Source organism: Streptomyces sp. NRRL WC-3618 (assembly GCF_001280005.1).
GTDB lineage: Bacteria > Actinomycetota > Actinomycetes > Streptomycetales > Streptomycetaceae > Streptomyces.
Window position 1 is genome coordinate 13,947 of sequence record NZ_LGDW01000415.1, and the last position, 18,982, is coordinate 32,928.

General features: G+C 69.6%; 15 protein-coding genes and 1 pseudogene. 4 read left to right on the forward strand and 12 right to left on the reverse strand.

Annotated elements, in window-relative coordinates:
- Positions 1–23: 23 nt before the first annotated feature.
- From ADL01_RS27820 to ADL01_RS27835, 4 genes are read right to left on the reverse strand one after another with little or no spacing between them, the layout of a single operon-like run.
- Entirely contained in the window at positions 24–1,421 is a 1,398-nt protein-coding gene (locus ADL01_RS27820) for an NAD(P)/FAD-dependent oxidoreductase (protein WP_199834949.1), read from the reverse strand.
- Positions 1,414–2,715: an MAB_1171c family putative transporter gene (locus ADL01_RS27825; RefSeq protein ID WP_053744754.1), complete on the reverse strand. Its 1,302-nt coding sequence runs from the start codon at positions 2,713–2,715 to the stop codon at positions 1,414–1,416. Before ADL01_RS27825 ends, ADL01_RS27820 begins: the two co-directional genes overlap by 8 nt.
- Positions 2,712–3,320, reverse strand: a complete 609-nt coding sequence (locus ADL01_RS27830) for a toxin-antitoxin system, toxin component family protein (RefSeq protein WP_234354817.1) — start codon at positions 3,318–3,320, stop codon at positions 2,712–2,714. Before ADL01_RS27830 ends, ADL01_RS27825 begins: the two co-directional genes overlap by 4 nt.
- Positions 3,317–3,919, reverse strand: a complete 603-nt coding sequence (locus ADL01_RS27835) for a hypothetical protein (RefSeq protein WP_053744755.1) — start codon at positions 3,917–3,919, stop codon at positions 3,317–3,319. The genes ADL01_RS27830 and ADL01_RS27835 overlap by 4 nt, the downstream gene beginning before the upstream one ends.
- Positions 3,920–4,191: 272 nt before the next feature.
- Here ADL01_RS27835 and ADL01_RS27840 point away from each other — a divergent pair, with 272 nt between their 5' ends.
- The 4 genes and pseudogenes from ADL01_RS27840 (at position 4,192) to ADL01_RS27855 (ending at position 9,262) form a co-directional block, all read left to right on the forward strand.
- Entirely contained in the window at positions 4,192–5,706 is a 1,515-nt protein-coding gene (locus tag ADL01_RS27840) for an alpha-N-arabinofuranosidase (RefSeq protein WP_053744756.1), read from the forward strand.
- Between the two features lie 72 nt (positions 5,707–5,778).
- Positions 5,779–6,240 (forward strand): RrF2 family transcriptional regulator, encoded by a 462-nt coding sequence (locus ADL01_RS27845; protein WP_053744757.1) that lies wholly within the window; start codon positions 5,779–5,781, stop codon positions 6,238–6,240.
- Positions 6,241–6,415: 175 nt separating this feature from the next.
- A pseudogene (locus ADL01_RS27850) lies at positions 6,416–8,364 on the forward strand (peptidoglycan recognition protein).
- A gap of 250 nt (positions 8,365–8,614) precedes the next feature.
- Positions 8,615–9,262: a DUF4360 domain-containing protein gene (locus ADL01_RS27855; RefSeq protein WP_053744758.1), complete on the forward strand. Its 648-nt coding sequence runs from the start codon at positions 8,615–8,617 to the stop codon at positions 9,260–9,262.
- 86 nt (positions 9,263–9,348) lie between these two features.
- Here ADL01_RS27855 and ADL01_RS27860 read toward each other — a convergent pair whose 3' ends face one another.
- The 8 genes from ADL01_RS27860 to ADL01_RS27895 all read right to left on the reverse strand — a co-directional run bounded on the left by ADL01_RS27860 (position 9,349) and on the right by ADL01_RS27895 (position 18,903).
- Complete coding sequence (locus tag ADL01_RS27860; RefSeq protein ID WP_053744759.1) at positions 9,349–10,266, reverse strand: hypothetical protein; 918 nt, start codon at positions 10,264–10,266, stop codon at positions 9,349–9,351.
- Positions 10,267–10,430: 164 nt separating this feature from the next.
- Positions 10,431–10,667, reverse strand: coding sequence for a hypothetical protein (locus ADL01_RS27865; protein WP_159049661.1), 237 nt, complete (start codon positions 10,665–10,667; stop codon positions 10,431–10,433).
- 104 nt (positions 10,668–10,771) lie between these two features.
- Positions 10,772–12,502, reverse strand: coding sequence for a pyridoxal phosphate-dependent aminotransferase (locus ADL01_RS27870; RefSeq protein ID WP_053744761.1), 1,731 nt, complete (start codon positions 12,500–12,502; stop codon positions 10,772–10,774).
- Between the two features lie 217 nt (positions 12,503–12,719).
- Complete coding sequence (locus tag ADL01_RS27875; protein WP_053744762.1) at positions 12,720–13,841, reverse strand: aldose epimerase family protein; 1,122 nt, start codon at positions 13,839–13,841, stop codon at positions 12,720–12,722.
- 17 nt (positions 13,842–13,858) lie between these two features.
- A complete protein-coding gene (gene mmsB / locus ADL01_RS27880) occupies positions 13,859–15,100 on the reverse strand; it encodes a multiple monosaccharide ABC transporter permease (RefSeq protein WP_053744763.1) in 1,242 nt (413 codons plus the stop codon).
- Positions 15,097–16,647 carry a multiple monosaccharide ABC transporter ATP-binding protein gene (gene mmsA / locus ADL01_RS27885; protein WP_053744764.1) on the reverse strand — a complete coding sequence of 517 codons (1,551 nt, stop codon included), beginning with the start codon at positions 16,645–16,647 and terminating at the stop codon, positions 15,097–15,099. Before mmsA ends, mmsB begins: the two co-directional genes overlap by 4 nt.
- 35 nt (positions 16,648–16,682) lie before the next feature.
- Positions 16,683–17,789, reverse strand: coding sequence for a multiple monosaccharide ABC transporter substrate-binding protein (chvE, locus tag ADL01_RS27890; RefSeq protein ID WP_053744765.1), 1,107 nt, complete (start codon positions 17,787–17,789; stop codon positions 16,683–16,685).
- A 145-nt stretch (positions 17,790–17,934) separates the two neighbouring features.
- Complete coding sequence (locus tag ADL01_RS27895; protein ID WP_053744766.1) at positions 17,935–18,903, reverse strand: hypothetical protein; 969 nt, start codon at positions 18,901–18,903, stop codon at positions 17,935–17,937.
- Between the last annotated feature and the right edge of the window lie 79 nt (positions 18,904–18,982).

Genomic DNA, 18,982 nt, shown 5'->3' on the forward strand with positions numbered 1-18,982 from the left:
TCAGCCGGCCGCCCGTAGCACCCTCACTGCGCCGCCTGCCACTCCTCCGGCCGCAGCGGAGGCCCGCTCAGCGGTCGTTTCAGCGGGCCGATCGCCGTCGCCAGCAGCACAGTTGGCGTCAGCAGCGCCTCCGCGCCGCGTTCCAGCGACGTCACGTCCGTCACCCGGCGCGCGATCCGGCCGTTGCCCGTGGCCGTGCGCATCAGGCGGCTCACATAGGCCGCGAGCAGACGGTCCCGCAGGGTGGGGCCCTTGTCGGTGGCGCCGGGGTAGAAGACGTCCTGACTCGTCGCCAGGTCCCAGGCCGCCGCGACCGGCCGGGCCACCGCCTTCTGGATACGGTGCGACAGACCGGGCGTGCCCCAGCTCTGACGCTGGATCACATCCCGTAGAGCCAGGGCGCTTTGGGCCGCAACCGACATTCCGTGGCCGTATATCGGGTTGTACGCGGCCAGCGCGTCGCCGATCACCGCGAAGTTCTCCGGCCAGGCGGGCATCCGCTCGTAGTAGTACCGGCGGTTCGACGTCGCACGGGTGATGGAGATGTCCGTCAGGGGTTCCGCTCCCGCGAGCAGGTCGGCGATCACCGGGTGGCGCAGCTCCTCGCGGGCGAAGCGGGTGAACTCCGCGCCGTTCGTGGGGGGTTCGCTGCCCCGGGTGCCCGACAGGGAGACCAGCCAGCAGCCGTCCTCGATGGGCGCGAGGACCCCCGCCCGGCCGGGGCCGTCCGCCTTCGGGTCCGCCTGGACGGTGACCATCGGGTAGCCGTGCCACGCGGGTTCGGGGGCGCGGTAGATCCGGCTGGCGTACGCGAGCCCGGAGTCGACGACGCGCTGGGGCGGTTCGGGCAGGCCGAGTTCGCGCAGCCAGTGCGGGGCACGCGAGCCGCGGCCGGTGGCGTCCACGACCAGGTCCGCGTGGAGTGTGCGGCGGCTGCCGTCGGTGCCGCGCAACCGCACCCCGGTGACGGCCGCGTCGGTGCCCTCCAGGCCCAACACCTCGGCGCGCTCGACGAGTTCGATGCGGTCGTCGTCCAGGACGCGCGCGCGGACGGTGGCGTCCAGCAGGTCCCTGCCGCACAGGAACACATGGTGCGACTCGGGCCACCGTCTGAACCAGCCCTGCGGCGCCAGCGCGACCATGTCCGTCGTGACCGCCAGCCGGTGTGCCCCGGCGTCGAGCAGCGACTCGCCGACGCCCGGGACGAGTTCCTCGACGGCGCGGGCTCCGCCGGACCACAGCACATGGACGTGCCGGGCCTGCGGAAGGTTCCTGCGCGGCTCGGGGCCGTCGGGCAGGACGTCACGCTCGACGACGGTCACGCGGTCGGCGAATCCGACCAGCGCGCGGGCCGCGAGCAGCCCGGCGAGCGAACCGCCGAGGACCACGGCGGATCTGACGGGAGACGGCTGATCACTCATATACGTGCAGGCTGCTCTCTACTGTGGCGGACGCGAGGGCGCGCACCGCCTCGATCTCATCGGGACGGCTCAGGACCTGCGACACGGCTTCGATGCCCTGGAGCAGGTCCGCGAGCAAGTCCGTGGTGGGGTCCGTCACTCGGGTCGTGACTCCGGTGCTGACTGGGGTGGTGAACCGGGCGGTGACCTGGGCGGGGACGTGGGGAGAGGGACGGCGGGACAGCGCGCCCGCCTCGATCGCGTCCCGGATCGTCACGGCCGACGCCAGCGCCCGCGCCGGGGCGCGGCCGTACCCGAGGGCCACAGCGGTCTCGTACGCCCTGCGGCGCAGTTCCTCGTCGAAGTGGCGGGCGAGTTGGAGCAGGGCGTCGCGGATGAACGTCTCGCGGCGGGTCAGCCGCAGCTCCGGGGTGGCCCGCAGAGAGAAGGGGACGCCCCTGCCGGTGGCGGTGCGCAGCAGGCCGTACAGCGGAGCGAGGCGCAGATGGGCGCGGCGGACCCGCCAGCGGTCGCGCAGAAACTGGCCGGCGTGCGGCAGCACGAACCCCGTGGCGATCAGGACGGCGGCCACGCCGCCGACGGCCGGGGCGAGTTGGGTGGAGAGCGGGTCCAGGTCGCCGCCCGCCCAGCGGACGACGACGGCCGTGCCCTTCACCGCGTCGAACACCAGGTTGACGGCGTAGCCGACGGCCAGCGACCTCAGGCCCCGGCGCAGCCACACGTCGAGTCCGGCGGTGGGGATCCAGTTCCGGATCAGCCGGTACGTCAGGACACAGGACGTGGTGTGCGCGAGCAGGTAGAGGGCGATCAGCTCGCGCATGAAGGGCGTACGGGCGTAGTACGTGTCCAGGTCCTGCCGGCGCTCCACGGGTACGTCCGCGAGCGCGAACAGCGCCCACAGCGCGACGATCACCCCCGCGTGAGCGACGACGACCCACCGCGTCGCGCGCCGTGTCCCGGCCGGCCGGGCCGCGTGACCGGTCAGACCGTCGCGCCACGCGATCACCAGCAGCAGACCCGCTCCGCAGAACGCGACGATGAAGCTGTACACGAGGGGCGCCGCGATGTTGGGCACGCCGGTGACCCGGTTGGTCCAGGCGACGGACGGCGGGGCCGCGAAGGCGAAGATGCCGCAGGCGAGCAGCAGCAGCCCGCCGACCGCGCGCAGCAGCGGGTCCCGCCACAACCTGACGATGCTGGGCAGCTTGAACACCAGGGCGGTGGCCAGGGCCACGATCGGTGTCCCGAAGACGAGGACGGAGTACGGCTCGTCGGGGAAGCCGGAACGGTTCATCGCCGCGCGGTTCCGCTTCCTTTGGCGCGATAGCCCAGGGAGGCCTGCACACCGCTGCTGCCCGTGCTCGCCGCGCGCCCCTCCACCCACGGCCGGAAGACGGTGGCGAGGCGGTGGCCGAACTCCTCGGCGTCGGCCTCGTCGGCCTCACGGGAACCGTTGCGGGCGGCGACGGTCAGCGCGCCGCCCTGCCAGGACTGCCCGTCGGCCAGGACCCGGGCGGCGGTCGCACCCACACTGTGGTGGTGGCAGTGTCCGGCGTGCAGATGCCACAACTCGTGTCCCAGGATGACGAGTTGCTGCACAGCCTCGGCTCGCTCCTCGACGATGACGAGGTCGAAGTCATGGAACTCCACCCACAGACCGGTGACTTCGATCTCGTCGGGGAAGCGCTCGAACCGCAGCTCGACGCGTCGCCCGCGCCGGGCGCTCATCTCCTCGCACAGCGCCCGGCACAACTCCCGTACCCCCGAAGGGCCGTTGTCCTGCTCCCGCAGTGCCGCGTCGAGGGCGCCGGTCAGGTCGCGCATCGCGCCCCGGGTCCGCAGCCGGTGCGCGACACGGGCGGGCAGCAGAGCGGCCAGCACCGCTCGAGACGCCGTCATCGCTCGGCCTCCTCGCCCACGCTCAGCAGCCCTTCGAGCATCACCGCGAGGGCCTCCTGCCCCCGCGGGGTGAGCCGCCGGCCGCGCAGGGCCAGCGTGACGACACCGTGCCGGGTCGCGAACCGGACCAGCGGGCCCTCCTCGGCGACGCCCAACTCCTCCAGCAGGCGCCGGAGTTCACGGTTCAGAACGATGGGGGCGGGGTCGGTGAAGAACCCGGTGCCCTGCTCGACACCGAAGTACGCGGCGAGCGCGGTGAGATCGGGAACGTTCGGCATCTTCTTGCCGAGGAGCAGCTGACGGGCCCACTCGGGGCTGATCGACAGGGCGCCCGCGACCTCCTTGCAGACGTCGGCGCGCTTCCTGCCGTTCGCCGCGAGCCGCGTCTCGTGGAGGGTGCGCACCCGGCGCCGGATCCGGCCCTCGATGTCGTCGGCGGGCGGCCGCGCGCCCTCGGTCAGCAGCGCCTGGATCTCGCCCTCGGTGAGAGAGGTACGGGCCGACAGGGCGCGTACGTCGAGGATCTCGGCGCGGTCGAGACGCGCCTCGGCGATGCGTTCCTCGAGGCGGGCGAGGGTTTCTGAGAGAGGCTCACTCACGGACCGACCCTATGTGTCCGGACCGCCGCGCACCAGCAGAATCCAACGATCATTGGAGATCGCGGAACGATCGTTGGGTGCACCAGCCATTGACGTGCGGACCCTCGAAAATCTACGGTCCTGTCCGAAGTGACGAGCGGACACCGATATACCGAACACACGGATACGCAGACCGCTCCACGCCCCCCGCCCTCACGCCCCACGCCCCCCACGCCCGACGTGCCAAGCCGACCCCCCCCGCACGCAGTACGCCGAATGTCGGAGAGGAACCCATGTCCCGCACCGCCCGCTTCACGATCGACCCCGCCTTCACCGTCGGTGAGGTCAGTCCCCGCCTCTTCGGATCCTTCGTCGAACACCTCGGCCGTTGCGTCTACACCGGCGTCTTCGAGCCCGGCCACCCCTCCGCCGACGAAGCGGGTCTGCGCACGGACGTGCTGGAACTGGTCCGCGAACTCGGTGTCACCGCCGTCCGTTACCCCGGCGGCAACTTCGTCTCTGGCTACAACTGGGAGGACTCGGTCGGCCCGGTCGACGAACGCCCCCGCCGCCTCGACCTGGCCTGGCGCTCGACGGAGACCAACCGTTTCGGGCTCTCCGAGTACATCGGCTTCCTCCGGAAGATCGGCCCGCAGGCCGAGCCGATGATGGCCGTCAACCTCGGCACGCGCGGGGTCGCCGAGGCACTCGAACTCCAGGAGTACGCCAACCACCCTGCCGGCACCGCCCGTTCGGACCTGCGCGGCGCGCACGGCGACAAGGACCCGTTCGGCATCAAGGTGTGGTGCCTCGGCAACGAGATGGACGGTCCCTGGCAGACCGGCCACAAGACCGCCGAGGAGTACGGCCGCCTCGCCGCCGAGACCGCCCGCGCGATGCGCCAACTGGAGCCGGACCTCGAACTCGTCGCCTGCGGCTCCTCCAGCCAGGGCATGGACACGTTCGCCGCGTGGGAGTCGACGGTCCTCCAGGAGACGTACGACCTGGTCGACTACATCTCCCTGCACGCCTACTACGAGCCCCACGACGGCGACATCGACTCCTTCCTGGCCTCCGCCGTGGACATGGAGTCGTTCATTGACAACGTAGTCGCGACCTGTGACCACGTCGGCGCCCGCCTCAAGTCGAAGAAGAAGATCAACCTCTCCTTCGACGAGTGGAACGTCTGGTACATGTCGGGATGGCACGAGACCGAGAACTCCGACGGGCGGGACTGGGCCGAGGCCCCGCGGCTGCTGGAGAACGTCTACTCCGTCACCGACGCCGTCGTCTTCGGCTCACTCCTCATCGCCCTGCTCCGGCACGCCGACCGGGTCACCGTCGCCTGCCTCGCCCAGCTCGTCAACGTCATCGCGCCGATCATGACCGAGCCGGACGGCCCGGCCTGGCGCCAGACGACGTTCTTCCCGTTCGCGCAGGCCAGCAGGTACGGGCGCGGCAAGGTCCTCGACGTACGGGTGGACTCGCCGACGTACGAGACGAAGAAGTACGGCGAGACGGACCTCCTGCACGGCACCGCCGTACGCGCCGACGACGGCACGGTCACCGTCTTCGCCGTCAACCGTGACCGCACCCGGCCGCTGCCGCTCGAAGTCGTCCTGAACGGCCTGGAGTTGACCTCGGTCGTCGAGCACAGCGCGATCGCCGACGCCGACCCGGACGCCCGCAACACCCTGGACGACCCGGAGCGCGTCACCCCCCACCAGGTGGCCGGCACCACCCTCCGGGACGGCAGCCTGAGCGCCGTCCTGGAACCGCTGTCGTGGAACGTGATCCGGCTCGCGTAGGTCTCCGGCCACCGGACGCGTGAGCGCGCGGATGCGGTCATCGCCCGCGTCGCGACCGCCGACAATGACCCCATGAGGATCTCGGCGCGGGCTGACTACGCGGTGCGGGCGGTGCTGGAGCTCGCCGTACGGCAGGACGACGGGGCCGCCGTGAAGGCGGAGACCGTCGCCGCCGCCCAGGCCATCCCGCACAAGTTCCTGGAGGGCATCCTGGGCGATCTGCGGCGCGCCGGGATCGTCGACTCCCGGCGCGGCGGCAACGGCGGCTACCGGCTCGCACGCCCCGCCGAAGGGATCACCGTCGCGGACGTCATCCGGGCCGTCGACGGGCCCATCGTGTCGGTGCGCGGCGAACGGCCGACCGGCCTCGCCTACACCGGTCCCGCCGAACCGCTGCTCCCGCTGTGGGTCGCGCTGCGCGCCAACGTCCGCAAGGTGCTGGAAGGGGTGACCCTCGCCGATCTGGCGGCGGGGGAGCTGCCGGAGCCGGTCCGGGGGCTGGCCGAGGAACCGGCGGCCTGGGAGAACCCGTAGAGCTGTCCGGCAAAGCCCAAAGCCGCAGCCCAAGTTTCAGCCTTTCAGAGCCGTTTGCCCTGCTCCATCGGAGCGTTCCCCACCCCTTGGTTGTTGACGACCTCCACTCTCCGGATACCTAGACCCCGGTATGAGCCTGTGTTGGGCGGGGTCGATGTGAAGGGTGTGTACCGCGATGAGAGCGCTGGGATCGCGTCGAGGGCGGGGCGTCGGGGCCGTGGTGGCCGCCGGTGTGTCCGGGGTTCTGATCGTGCAGGCGGTGGGCGGCGGCGCGAACAGCGCGGCCGACGACGGCAAGCCGGCCTCCGGACCGGTCGCGAGCGAGGAGTACGCGGCGGCGCTGAAGGTCTCCGCCGACGGCGACTCGGCGACACTGGCCAAGCGGGACACCGAGCCGTTCAGCCTGCTCGGCGTCACCTGGTCCGACCCGTCGGCCACCATGGCGGGCAGGGTCGAGGTCCGTACCCGCGCCGCCGGCACCGACAACTGGACGTCCTGGCTGGAGCTGGGCACGGACAGCGGACCCGGTGAGGAGGGCGCCAAGCGCGCCGGTACCGAGCCCGCGTGGGTCGGCGCGTCCGACGGCGTGGAGGTCAGGGTCGACGGCAGGATGTCCGCCGAACTCCCCAAGGGCCTGCGCGTCGACATGATCGACCCCGGCACCGGTTCGCTCTCGGACCTGCGACCCGCGGGATCCGCGGCGGCCGCGACCACCGAGTCGCCGGACCCGTCGCTCACGCCGGACATGTCGGAGTCCCCCGCACCGACGGCGACAGCGACGGACCCGACGTCCGCCTCCGCGTCCCCGAGCGGCGCGCCCGAGACGACTCCGCCGCCGACGACGTCGGCCCCGAGCGCCCCGCTGAGCACCGGCCCCAAGGCCCTGTCGTCCACCGCTCCCCGGCCGCCGATCACCTCACGGGCCGGCTGGGGAGCGGACGAGACGATGAGCCCAGAGGCGCCGGAGTACCTGACCGGCGGGATCAAGGCGGTGGTCGTTCACCACACCGCCGAGGCGAACGACTACACCTGCGACCAGTCGCCGGCCATGATCCGTGGAATCTACACGTACCACGTCAAAACGAACGGCTGGAGGGACATCGGCTACAACTTCCTGGTCGACAAGTGCGGCACCATCTTCGAGGGCCGCAAGGGCGGGGTCGACAAGCCGGTCTTCGGCGCGCACGCCTACGGCTTCAACAGCCAGACCACCGGGATCTCCGTCCTCGGCAACTACAGCCTGGTCGCCCCGCCGACGGCGGTCCTGACCTCCGTCGCGCGCCTCGCCGCCTGGAAGCTCGGCCAGTACGGCGTCGACCCTGCCGGTACGACCACGCTCACCGCGGGCGCCGCCGGGACCAGCCAGTACAACACCAGGACGTGGAAGACGGGCGACCGGCTCACCTTCCCGACCATTCACGGCCACGGCGACGGCTACGCCACCGAGTGCCCGGGCACCAAGCTCCACGCCCAACTGCCCACCATCCGTGGCTACGCGGCGGGCGCCGTCACCGGCCTCACCCTCAATTCTCCCCGGGCACCGGCACGGTGAACACGACGGCTGTCCCGGTCACCCTCAAGTGGAAGGCCACGGACTCGGCCGCCCTCAAGGAGGTGCGCCTGACGGCCCCGGTCGCCAGGACGTACGGCCCGACGGTCACCAGTGCCCACCTGACCTCCATCTCCGGTGCGCCCACGACCTGGTGGATGACGGCGTACGACCAGGCGGGCAACATGAGGGCGGCCTCGGTCGCCGGTACGCCGATGATCCTCCAGGAGTCCTCGGCGACCCGTACGGGCACCTGGACGACGAAGTCGTCCGCCGGCTACCTGGGCGGCAAGTCGTACTCCAGAACCGCCAAGAACGCCTCCCTGACCTGGACGTTCACCGGCCGCTCGGCAGCCCTCGCGATGTCGCGGGCCTCGGCCTCCGGCCAGGTGAACGTCTTCGTGGACGGCGTCAAGACCGCGACGGTGGACCTGATGTCGGCGACGACGAAGTACCGCGACGCGATCTGGACGAAGAGCTGGAGTGCGAGCGCCAGGCACACGGTAAGGATCGTGGTCGTCGGCACGAGCGGCCGCCCGGCGGTCACCACGGACGGTCTTGTCTACCTGAACTAATTCCCCCTCCGATGGCTGTGCGTTACATCGACGAGCGAAACAGGCCGCGTGCGGGCGGGAATGGCCGGGGATCGACCTGGCTGGTTCCCGCCAGGCCTCCTATGCTGCGACCGCTCGGTCTTCACAGCTCCTTCACTGTTCAATCACAGGTTCGGGTGTAGTTGTGTGCATGTATTTGGCATGCCCATGACTGCCGCCTGAGTGCGTGATTCTCACCCCCCACTCCAACATCGTGTTGAAAGGGAGAACCATGGCTGGTGGCCTGCTCGTCAGCGGCGCGATTGCCGCTCTGTTCGCCGCTGCGATACCCACACAGGGTCCCGGGTCGTCCTTCGAGGACCCGCCCCCGGACAAGATCGTCATCAAGGTCGCCACGGTGAACGGCTCCGGCTGTCCCGCGGGTACGGCCGCGGTGGCCGTCTCCGCCGACAACACCGCGTTCACCGTCACCTACAGCGACTACCTCGCCCAGGTCGGCGGCAACGCGGACCCGACGGCGTTCCGCAAGAACTGCCAGCTCAGCCTGCTGGTGCACGTCCCGGCGGGCTTCACCTACGCCATCGCCAGCGCCGACTACCGGGGCTTCGCCTCTCTCCAGCGGGGCGCGAGCGCCATGCAGCGGGCCTCGTACTACTTCCAGGGCTCGTCGAGCACGGTGGCCCGCACCCACTCGTACAACGGCCCGCTCAACGACAACTGGCAGGCCACCGACGTCACCGACTGGGCCCAGCTGGTCTATGCGCCCTGCGGGGCTCAGCGCAACTTCAACATCAACACGGAGCTGCGGGTGAACAAGGGTTCGTCGACCGGCAGCAGCTTCATGGCGATGGACTCGACGGACGGCGACATCAACACGACCTACCACATGGCGTGGCAGCAGTGCCCTCCGAAGAAGTGAGGGCTGCCTGAGCCGTGAGGGCGTGGTAGGCCCGCCCGGCGGGCGCACGGGTGCGGACACGGTCAGCCGTGTCCGCACCCGGCGGCTCAACCCCAGTTCGGCTCGCCGGACGGCACCGGTCGTCCCGTGTAGGCGTCCAGGAGAACCCGGTCGCCGAGCGGCCGCTTCAGCTCGACCGTAATTTTCTCGTATTTCATCTCGGCGCTGCAGGCCAGATCCTGCTCCACATCGGCGACGCTCGCCGAGAGCACCACGCTGCCGTCCGTCTCCAGTGCCTTCACACGGGCGCCGTCGTCGCAGCCCCCGTGGGCGGCCAGGACGGTGACGGTCCGTCCGTCTCCCGACACCTCCATCAGCCGGGGGAGCCACGTCAGTTCGGTGGTGCGTGCCGCTCCGATCCCCCCGATCGGCGACCGCGGAAGCTTCGACGGGCGCAGGGCGACGCGCCCCAGCGGTTTGTCGTACCCCTCCAACGTGAACAGCCAGGCCGGCACGGATGCCGGGCCTTGGCTCGTCGTGATCGTCATCGCACCCAACTCGGCGCCGGTGACGGTCAGATGAGGTTCCCCGGGGCTGTTGGAGCGGTCCAGGGCGGTGTACGTCTGCCGCGCGTCCAGCAGGGGGCGCGTGAGCGATCCTCCGTCCGCCCACTTCACCTTTCCCTTCTCGGGTGCGGTGGCGGGGAGTTCGCCCTCCAGTACGTAGTTCTGCGAGGAGTGGGCCAGCTTGTCGTCGGCGCTGCGGAAGCCACCGTCAGGCGGCGGTGCCACGTCGCCCATCGGGTGGTAGCCCTCGCGCCAGGCCTCTGCGGCCTTGGAGCCGTCCCAGGCGTCGGCGACCTGCCGGGCGCGGACGGCCGTCGGCGACGGGGTGTCCCGGGCGCGGAGCTCCTTGCCGATGCCGTCCTCCGCCTTCTCGCCGCCGCAACCGGCCGCGAACAGGGCGCCGGTGAGGGTGAGAACGAGGGCGAGTCGGGTCGTGGTGCGAGTGGTGTACGTACGCATGGATCCCCCCGGAGCTGATGCTGTCGGGACTGGGACGCACCGGATGCGGTTTACGTTCGGTTCTGCGGCCCGGGGTCGATCGGGGCCCGCCGTGGGCGAGCCGGGCGCGCCGACGCCCGGGGCAGGGTCCGCGTCCGGCCCGGGCGTCGGCGTACGGAACGGGGTCAGGACTGGAGCACGGGCAGGACCGCCTTGGCTGCCACCCAGCTCGTGCCCGACGCCGCTTCGGCCTTCAGCGCGTCCACGTCGATGCGGGGGCCGGGCCGGCCGGGCGAGATGATCCTGGAGTCCCAGCCGATGTGGCCGTTGTAGGCCTTGCAGGTGATCTGTTCCTCGACGATGGGACGCGGGCCGGGCTCCGTGACCCGCACGGTCACACACACCGGATCCAGCCTGGCCACGGTCGAGTTGTGGGCGTTGACCAGGGTGCTCTTCAGTTTCCCGTGGCCCGGGGAGGGGGTCGTCGAGACGTCGGGTGAAGCGACCTGCCGCCTGGGGCGCCTGCTCAGCCCGCCTGGCCCATACCCGCCGCGTTCGGCCAGCTCTGGGCGGCGGGCCAGCCCGTTGCCGGGGCCGGGGCGAGGCCCGGGCCGGTGGTGCCGCGGACCTGGGCGGCCGTGAGGCCGTTGCGGGCCGGGACGCCGGAGGGGGTGGGCTGCTGCGGGACCATCGGCTGGGGCTGCGGCTGCTGGGGGATCGGAGGCTGCGGCATCTGCGGCATCTGGGGCATCTGCGGCTGGGGGATCTGGGGCTGCGGGACCGGCTGAGGCTGCTGCTGCATGGGCGTCGGCTGCTGCATCTGCATGCCCGCGTTGCCGTAACTCTGCTGCGGCGGGCCGCCGTAGCTCTGTGCGCTCATCGCCGCCGGCATCTGCATGGCGGCGGGCATCTGCATCGGCATGGGGGCCGGGGCGGGCGCGGGCGCGGACATCGGGGTCGGCATGCCGGTACCGGCTGCCGCGGCGGCCGCGAGGCCACCCGGCAGACCGGTACCGGTACCCAGGGCCTGAGCGGCTAGGCCTGGCATACCGCCCCCGTTGGTGGCGCTGACCAGCCGGTCCACCGCCGCCGTGCCCGAGCTGTAGCTGGTCCCTGAACCCAGCTCGGGTACGGCGGCTCCCCTCCTGGTCCCGTAGAGCACCTGTTCCAGGCCGGACATCAGGCGACGGACGTCCACCTGGGGGCGCACCACGAGACGCAGGAAGCGGCTGGACGAGCCGATCTTGTTGCCGCACTCGCGGACGAGGATGCGGTGCTCGGTGAGCATCCGGTCCCGGACCACGGTGCCCTCGGCGCCGACGGGGAGGCGCACGAAGAGGAAGTTGCCCTGTGACGGGTAGACCGTCAGACCGGGCAGGGAGGAGAGCTGGCTGGCCATGTCGAGGCGGTCGCGGCGCACCTGCTGGAGGCTCTGCGCGTACTCCTGGCCGTGCTCCTTGAGCATGAACACCACGTACTCGGCGAAGGAATTGAGGTTCCACTTGGGCAGCATCGAACGGACGCGGCCCGCGAGCGAGGGGTTCGCGACCATGTAGCCGAAGCGGACGCCGTGCAGGCCGAAGTTCTTGCCGAGGCTGCGCAGGACGATGACGTTGGGGCGCATCATCGCCTCCTGTACGACGCTCGGTTCCGCCTCCGCGTCGGCGAACTCGATGAACGACTCGTCGATGATGATCAGGTCGAGGTCGGCCATCGCGTCCATGAACTGCACGAGCGCGTGCTTGTGCAGGAAGCCGCCGTCGGGGTTGTTGGGGTTGCAGATGACGGCGACGCGGGTGCCGCGCGCGCGGATGAACTCGGCGTACTGGGTGAGGTCGAGGGAGAACCCGCTGGACTCCTGGAGCGGGAACATGTCGACCCGCTTGCCGGTCTCCATGGGCTGGTCGGTCCAGCGGCCGAAGGTGGGGACGGGGACGGCGAGGGACTCCCGGACCAGCAAGTGGTCGATCCACGTGATCAGTTCGGTCGAGCCGTTGCCCATCGCCACGGCCTGCGGCGGCAGTTGCAGCAGATTGCACAGCTCGGCGGTGATCGTGTCGGCGCTGCTCGGGTAGTACGTGATGATGTCGCGCAGCCGCGCCGCCATGGTGTCCATCATGGCCGGAGTGGGGAAGTACGGGTTGCACGGGATGCAGAAGTCCACCGGGCCGGTCCCGTCGCTCTCGCGCGCGAGCGCAGCCATCGAGGGGCTGTGCGCCGTGGCGCTGCGAAAGAGCGAGGTGACGTTGTCGGCCATGGAACCTCCGTATGCGGCGGACCCGTTGGGGAGGACGGGGCCTCCAACTCTTGGGTGGCCCGTGCGGGGGAGCACGGGCCGCTCCTAGATACGGATGGCTGTGTGACGTTGTTCAACCACTGTGGTTTCGATGAAAAATTGTGAAGCCGGCGTGAAACCTGAAGCCGACGTGAAACCTGTCAGTCGGCGTGAAACCTGTCAGCTGGCGTGAAACCTGTCAGCCGGCGTCGAACGAGTGTGTCGTCGTCGAGCGGTAGGTCTCGCCGGGACGCAGCACCGTGGACGGGAAGTCCGGCCGGTTCGGCGAGTCCGGATAGTGCTGGGTCTCCAGACACAGCGCGTCGCCCTGGCGGTAGACGGTGCCGCCGGTGCCGACGAGGGTGGCGTCGAGGAAGTTGCCCGAGTAGAACTGGACGCCCGGTTCGGTGGTCGCGATCCGCATCGTGCGCCCGGACTCCGGGTCCCTGAGGGTGGCGATGTGCTGGGGCTGTGCGGTGACACCCTTGTCGAGGACCCAGTTGTGGTCGAAGCCCTTGGCGTACAGCAACTGCTGGTCGGCGGTGCGCAGTTCGGCACCGACCGTTTTGGCCGCGCGGAAGTCGAAGGGGGTGCCCGCGACCTCGGCGAGCTCACCGGTGGGGATCAGGCCGGCGTCGACGGGGGTGTAGCGGGAGGCGGCGATCTCCAGCTCGTGGCCGCCCACCGAGCCGCCGCTCTCGCCGGCCAGGTTCCAGTAGACGTGGTTGGTGAGGTTGACGACGGTGACCTGGTCGGTGGTGGCCTCGTAGTCGATCCGCCAGTCGCCCCGCTCGGTGAGGGTGTAGGTGACCGTCGTGTGCAGCGTGCCGGGGTAGCCCATCTCGCCGTCGGCGCTGGTGAGCCGCAGGCGCAGCCCGACGTCCGTACCCTCCGTGAACGGCTCGACGTCCCACACGGCCTTGTCGAAGCCCCCGCTGCCGCCGTGCAGGCTGTTGTCGCCGTCGTTGACGTCCAGTTGGTACGACGTGCCGTCCAGGGTGAACCGGCCCTCGGCGACGCGGTTGCCGAACCGGCCGATCAGGGCGCCGAAGTAGGGGCTGGAGGCGACGTACTCCTCGACGCTGTCGAAGCCAAGGGAGACGTTGGCGTACCGGCCCTCGCGGTCCGGGATCTCCAGGGACTGCACGATCCCGCCGTACGACAGGACCTTCAGACGGGTGCCGCCGTTCTCCAGCGACCAGCGGTGGATCTCCGTCCCGTCGGGGAGTTTGCCGAAGAGTTCCTTCACGGGGTTCCTGCCTCCATGGGGGAAAGCCGAAGGGTCCCGCGGACCGGTTGCCCGGTTGCCCGCGGGACCCACGACGTGACGACTGCTTGTTAACCGGCCTTGCGCTTGTTCCACACGTCGAACCCGACCGCGGCCAGCAGGGCGAGGCCCTTGATGACCTGCTGCCAGTCGGTGCCGACGCTGAGGAGGTTCATGCCGTTGTTCAGCACACCGAGGACCAGACCACCGATGATCGCACCGAGGACGGTGCCGACACCGCCGCTCATGGACGCGCCACCGATGAACGACGAGGCGATCGCCTCGAGTTCGAAGCTGAGGCCCGCCTTCGGCGAGGCCGCGTTCAGCCGGGCGGCGACCACCATGCCGGCCAGGGCCGCGAGCACGCCCATGTTCAGGAAGACAAGGAAGGTGACCTTCTTGTCCTTGACGCCGGACAGCTTCGCGGCCGGCAGGTTGCCGCCGATCGCGTAGATGTGACGGCCGAAGACGGCGTTGCGCATCACGTAGCCGTAGCCGACCACCAGCACGGCCAGGACGATCAGGATGATCGGCGCGCCCTTGTAGCTGGCGAGCAGCATCGTGACCGTGAGGATCGCGGCGACGATGGCGACGAGCTTAAGCAGGAAGAGGTTCCTGGGCGCCACTTCGAGGGCGAACTCCTGCTGCCGCTTGCGGTCACGGACCTCCTGGATGACCGAGAACGCGATCAGCGTGAAGCCCAGCAGCAGCGTGATGTTGTGGTAGTTGGTGTCCGGGCCGACCGTCGGCAGGAAGCCGTTGCCCATCTTCTGCAGGCCGTCCGGGAACGGGCCGAGCGTCTGCCCCTTCAGGAGCATCTCCGTCAGACCGCGGAAGATCAGCATGCCCGCGAGGGTGACGATGAAGGAGGGTATGCCGAGGTAGGCGATCAGGAAGCCCTGTGCCGCGCCGGCCGCCGCGCCGACGGCCAGGCACAGCAGCAGCGCGAGGGGCCACGCCACATCGTGTTGCACCGTCAGCACGGCTGCGAAGGCGCCGGTGAACGCCGTGAGAGAGCCGACCGACAGGTCGATGTGACCCGCGATGATCACCAGCATCATGCCGATCGCGAGGATCAGGATGTAGCTGTTCTGGAGCACCAGGTTGGAGACGTTGCGCGGCAGCAGCAGGTCACCGTCGGTCCACACCTGGAAGAGGACCACGATCAGACCGAGGGCGATCAGCATGCCGTACTGGCGCATGTTGCGGCGCAGACCGTCCAGCACCAGCTGGAGCAGTCCACCGCCGGAGGCCGGCCCGCCGCTCTTGCCGGGCGGCGCGGCGGCCGGGCTCTTGGTCACATCGGTGCTCATCGCGTTACCTCTTTGTCCTTCGTCATCTGACGCATCAGCACTTCCTGCGTGGCCTCGGCCCGCGGGAACTCGCCCGTGAGCCGCCCGGCGGCCATCGTGTAGATGCGGTCGCACATGCCGAGCAGTTCGGGCAGCTCGGAGGAGATGAAGACGACCGCCTTGCCCTGGGCCGCCAGTTGGTCGATGACCGTGTAGATCTCGTACTTGGCACCGACGTCGATGCCGCGCGTCGGCTCGTCCAGGATCAGCACGTCAGGACCCGCGAAGATCCACTTGCTGAGGACGACCTTCTGCTGGTTGCCGCCGGACAGCTTGCCGACCCGCTCGAAAACGGTCGGGGCCTTGATGTTCATGGACTTGCGGAAGCCCTCGGAGACCTTCCGCTCCTCCTGCTCGTCGACGATGCCGCGCTTGGCCACCTTGCTCAGTGCGGTGAGCGAGATGTTGCGGTTGATCGTGTCGATGAGGTTGAGGCCGTAGTGCTTGCGGTCCTCCGTGACGTAGGCGATGCCGTGCTCGACCGCCTCCGCGACGGACCTCGTACGGATCTCCTTGCCGTCCTTGAGGACCGTGCCGCCCGCGTACCGGCCGTAGGAGCGCCCGAAGACGCTCATCGCGAGCTCGGTGCGGCCGGCGCCCATCAGGCCCGCGATGCCGACGATCTCCCCGCGCCGCACCTGGATGGACACGTCGTCGACGACCTTGCGCTGCTGGTCGATCGGGTGGTGCACGGTCCAGTCGCGGATCTCCAGGGCCGGGGCCGCGCCCTTCTCCGGCTCGTGCGGGGTGCGGTCGGGGAAGCGGTTGTCGAGGTCGCGCCCCACCATGCCGCTGATGATCCGGTCCTCGGTCGTCTCCGCGGACTTCACGTCGAGCGTCTCGATGGAGTGCCCGTCGCGGATGATCGTCACCGAGTCCGCCACCTTGCGGATCTCGTTGAGCTTGTGGGAGATGATGATCGAGGTGATGCCCTGGTTCTTCAACTCCAGGATCAGATCGAGGAGTTTGTCGCTGTCCTCGTCGTTGAGCGCCGCGGTCGGCTCGTCGAGGATGAGGAGCTTCACCTTCTTCGACAGCGCCTTCGCGATCTCCACGAGCTGCTGCTTGCCCACGCCGATGTCGGCGACACGGGTCTCCGGGTGGTCGCTCAGACCCACCCGGCGCAGCAGCTCGGAGGCGTGACCGAGGGTCTGCCTCCAGTCGATGAACCCGCCCTTGGCGTGCTCGTTGCCGAGGAAGATGTTCTCCGCGAGGGAGAGGTACGGCGAGAGCGCCAGCTCCTGATGGATGATGACGATGCCGTGCTGCTCGCTCGCCCGGATGTCCTTGAAGGAGCAGATCTCTCCCTCGAAAAGGATGTCCCCTTCGTAGCTGCCGTGCGGATAGACGCCGGAGAGCACCTTCATCAAGGTGGACTTCCCGGCGCCGTTCTCACCGCAGATGGCGTGGACCTCGCCCTGACGGACGGTCAGTGTGACGTCCGACAGCGCTTTGACACCGGGAAAGGTCTTGACGATCGAGCGCATTTCCAGGACGGGTCCCGCCATGGTCGTGCCTTCCAATCCGTGAGGTTCGACGACGCTTACTTGAGCTGGTCGGCGGTGTAGTAACCGCCCTGGACGAGCTCCTTCTCGTAGTTCGTCTTGTCGACGCTGACCGGCTGCAGCAGGTAGGCGGGGACGATCTTGGTGCCGTTGTCGTACGACTTGGTGTCGTTGATCTCGGGCTTCTTGCCGTGGAGCGAGGCGTCGACCATGTCGGTGGCGACCTTGGCGAGCTTGCGCAGGTCCTTGTAGACGGTCATCGACTGCTGGCCCGCGATGATCGACTTCACCGACGCCAGCTCGGCGTCCTGGCCGGAGATGACGGGCAGCGGCTTGGCCTTGGTGCCGTAGCCGTCCGACTTCAGCGCGGCGAGGATGCCGATGGAGATGCCGTCGTAGGGCGAGAGGACCGCGTCGACCCGGCCACTGGTGTACGTCGAGGTGAGGATGTCCTCCATGCGCTTCTGGGCGGTGGCACCGTCCCAGCGCAGCGTGGTGACCTTGGTGAGCTCCGTCTGACCGGACTTGACGACCAGCTTCTTGCTGTCGATGTACGGCTGGAGCACCTTCATCGCGCCGCCGAAGAAGTACTTGGTGTTGTTGTCGTCGTTGGAGCCGGCGAACAGCTCGATGTTGAAGGGGCCCTTGCCGCTGGCCAGGCCGAGCTTGTCGACGAGGTAGGTGGCCTGGAGCCGGCCGACCTTCTCGTTGTCGAAGGACGCGTAGTAGTCGACGTTCTTCGTGCCGAGGATCAGGCGGTCGTAGGAGATGACCGGGATCTTGGCGTCGGCCGCCTGCTGGAGCACGTTGTTCAGCGACTTGTTGTCGATGGCCGCGACGATCAGCGCCTTGACGCCCTGCGTGATCAGGTTCTCGATCTGCGAGACCTGCTGGTCGGGGTCGTCCTCGCCGAAGACCAGCTTGGTCTTGTAGCCCTTGGCCTGGAGGTCCTTCACGACGTTGGCACCGTCGGTGATCCAGCGCTCGGAGGACTTGGTCGGCATCGCGATGCCGATGGTGGCGCCCTTGACGTCGCCGCCCTTGTCGTCGCTGCCGCCCTCACCGGACTGGCCACAGGCGGACAGGGTCAGGGCGAGGGAGGCGGCTCCGGCTATGGCGGCGAGGGCGGCTCTGCGGTTACGCATGGTCATCATCCTTGATGTGGTGTGCAGGGATCGGTCTCGCGGTGCGAAGGGCGCCCCCGGACAAGAGGCCGGGAAGACCGAGAAAGAGGGTGTGTCGGATTGTGCGTGCCTGTGTCGGCTTCTGTGAAGTGGGGTTTCCGGAACGTTATGACTGAGTGTCGAACCGGTTCAGTGCGCCCGGCAGACGCGAGCCGAGCGGAGCCATGTCGCCGTCCGCCCCGTGCCGCGCGAGCAGGTCAAGGGCGAGCCGGCCACGTCGGACTCTTTCCTTGGCCGTGCTGAGAGCAAGGTCACGCAGATGGTGCCCGTAGGGGTAGATCCCGGGGGCCTTCGACAGACCGAACTTCAGGTAGAGCGGCGCGCCGCGGCGGATCAGCTCGGCGACCTCGTACATCCGGATATAGCCGCCGAGATCGTCGGGGGCCTCGATGTACATGTCCATGGGGGCGGCGGAAACCCGCCGGATCTCGGTGAGATGGTCGAGCGTCAGGTCGCTCGGCACGTTGATCGAGTCGCCGCCGAGATTCTCGTACACGGCGTACGCGGCCGGGTTCACCGGCCCGATCAGCGCCGACACCTTGAGCGTCGTCTCGGCCGGGATGATGCCGGCCTGCCGCGCCCGGTGCAGGGTCCACAGGACCCCCTCGTCGGCGACGAGCAGGCACTGCACGCCCAGCTCGGTCGCGCGTATGGCGTCCTCGACACACCCGGCCACGGCGTCATGGCCCCGGGCGCGCAGTCCGCCGCCCTTGGAGTCGGTACGGGTGGAGCCGCCGATGTCCCAGGTGCCGCGCGGACCGGTGAACAGGCAGAGCTCGATGTCCCGCTCGGCCGTCGACTCCACCATCTCGGTGATCTCGGCGTCGGTGAGCATCCAGATGCCGCTGCCCTGGCTGACCCGGTGGATCGGCACATCCAGCCGCGAGGACTCCTTGAGGACCACGGCGAGCGCCTCGGGTCCCTCCACGGAGGGCACCTCGGTACGCCAGCGGCCCCCGCCGGGGAAGCTGTGCGCCGAGGCGTCGGCGGGATCGAGGGCGGGCGTGCCCAGGCCGAGCGCGGTGAGCGCCGGCTCCCCGGGGCGTCGGGCTGCGGAGGCGGTGGTGTCGGTCACAGTCTGTCCTTCAAAGTCGGCAGGCCGGCGGGTTCGCAGGGTCCGGCAGGTTCGGTATTTCGGACGAAGTTCGCGGCTC

Excerpts from the sequence above, each read along its gene's own strand:
- ADL01_RS27820 (WP_199834949.1), bottom strand. The coding sequence starts at position 1,421 with ATGAGTGATCAGCCGTCTCCCGTCAGATCCGCCGTGGTCCTCGGCGGT.
- ADL01_RS27825 (WP_053744754.1), bottom strand. The coding sequence starts at position 2,715 with ATGAACCGTTCCGGCTTCCCCGACGAGCCGTACTCCGTCCTCGTCTTC.
- ADL01_RS27830 (WP_234354817.1), bottom strand. The coding sequence starts at position 3,320 with ATGACGGCGTCTCGAGCGGTGCTGGCCGCTCTGCTGCCCGCCCGTGTC.
- ADL01_RS27840 (WP_053744756.1), top strand. The coding sequence starts at position 4,192 with ATGTCCCGCACCGCCCGCTTCACGATCGACCCCGCCTTCACCGTCGGT.
- ADL01_RS27845 (WP_053744757.1), top strand. The coding sequence starts at position 5,779 with ATGAGGATCTCGGCGCGGGCTGACTACGCGGTGCGGGCGGTGCTGGAG.
- ADL01_RS27855 (WP_053744758.1), top strand. The coding sequence starts at position 8,615 with ATGGCTGGTGGCCTGCTCGTCAGCGGCGCGATTGCCGCTCTGTTCGCC.
- ADL01_RS27860 (WP_053744759.1), bottom strand. The coding sequence starts at position 10,266 with ATGCGTACGTACACCACTCGCACCACGACCCGACTCGCCCTCGTTCTC.
- ADL01_RS27870 (WP_053744761.1), bottom strand. The coding sequence starts at position 12,502 with ATGGCCGACAACGTCACCTCGCTCTTTCGCAGCGCCACGGCGCACAGC.
- mmsB (WP_053744763.1), bottom strand. The coding sequence starts at position 15,100 with ATGAGCACCGATGTGACCAAGAGCCCGGCCGCCGCGCCGCCCGGCAAG.
- mmsA (WP_053744764.1), bottom strand. The coding sequence starts at position 16,647 with ATGGCGGGACCCGTCCTGGAAATGCGCTCGATCGTCAAGACCTTTCCC.
- chvE (WP_053744765.1), bottom strand. The coding sequence starts at position 17,789 with ATGCGTAACCGCAGAGCCGCCCTCGCCGCCATAGCCGGAGCCGCCTCC.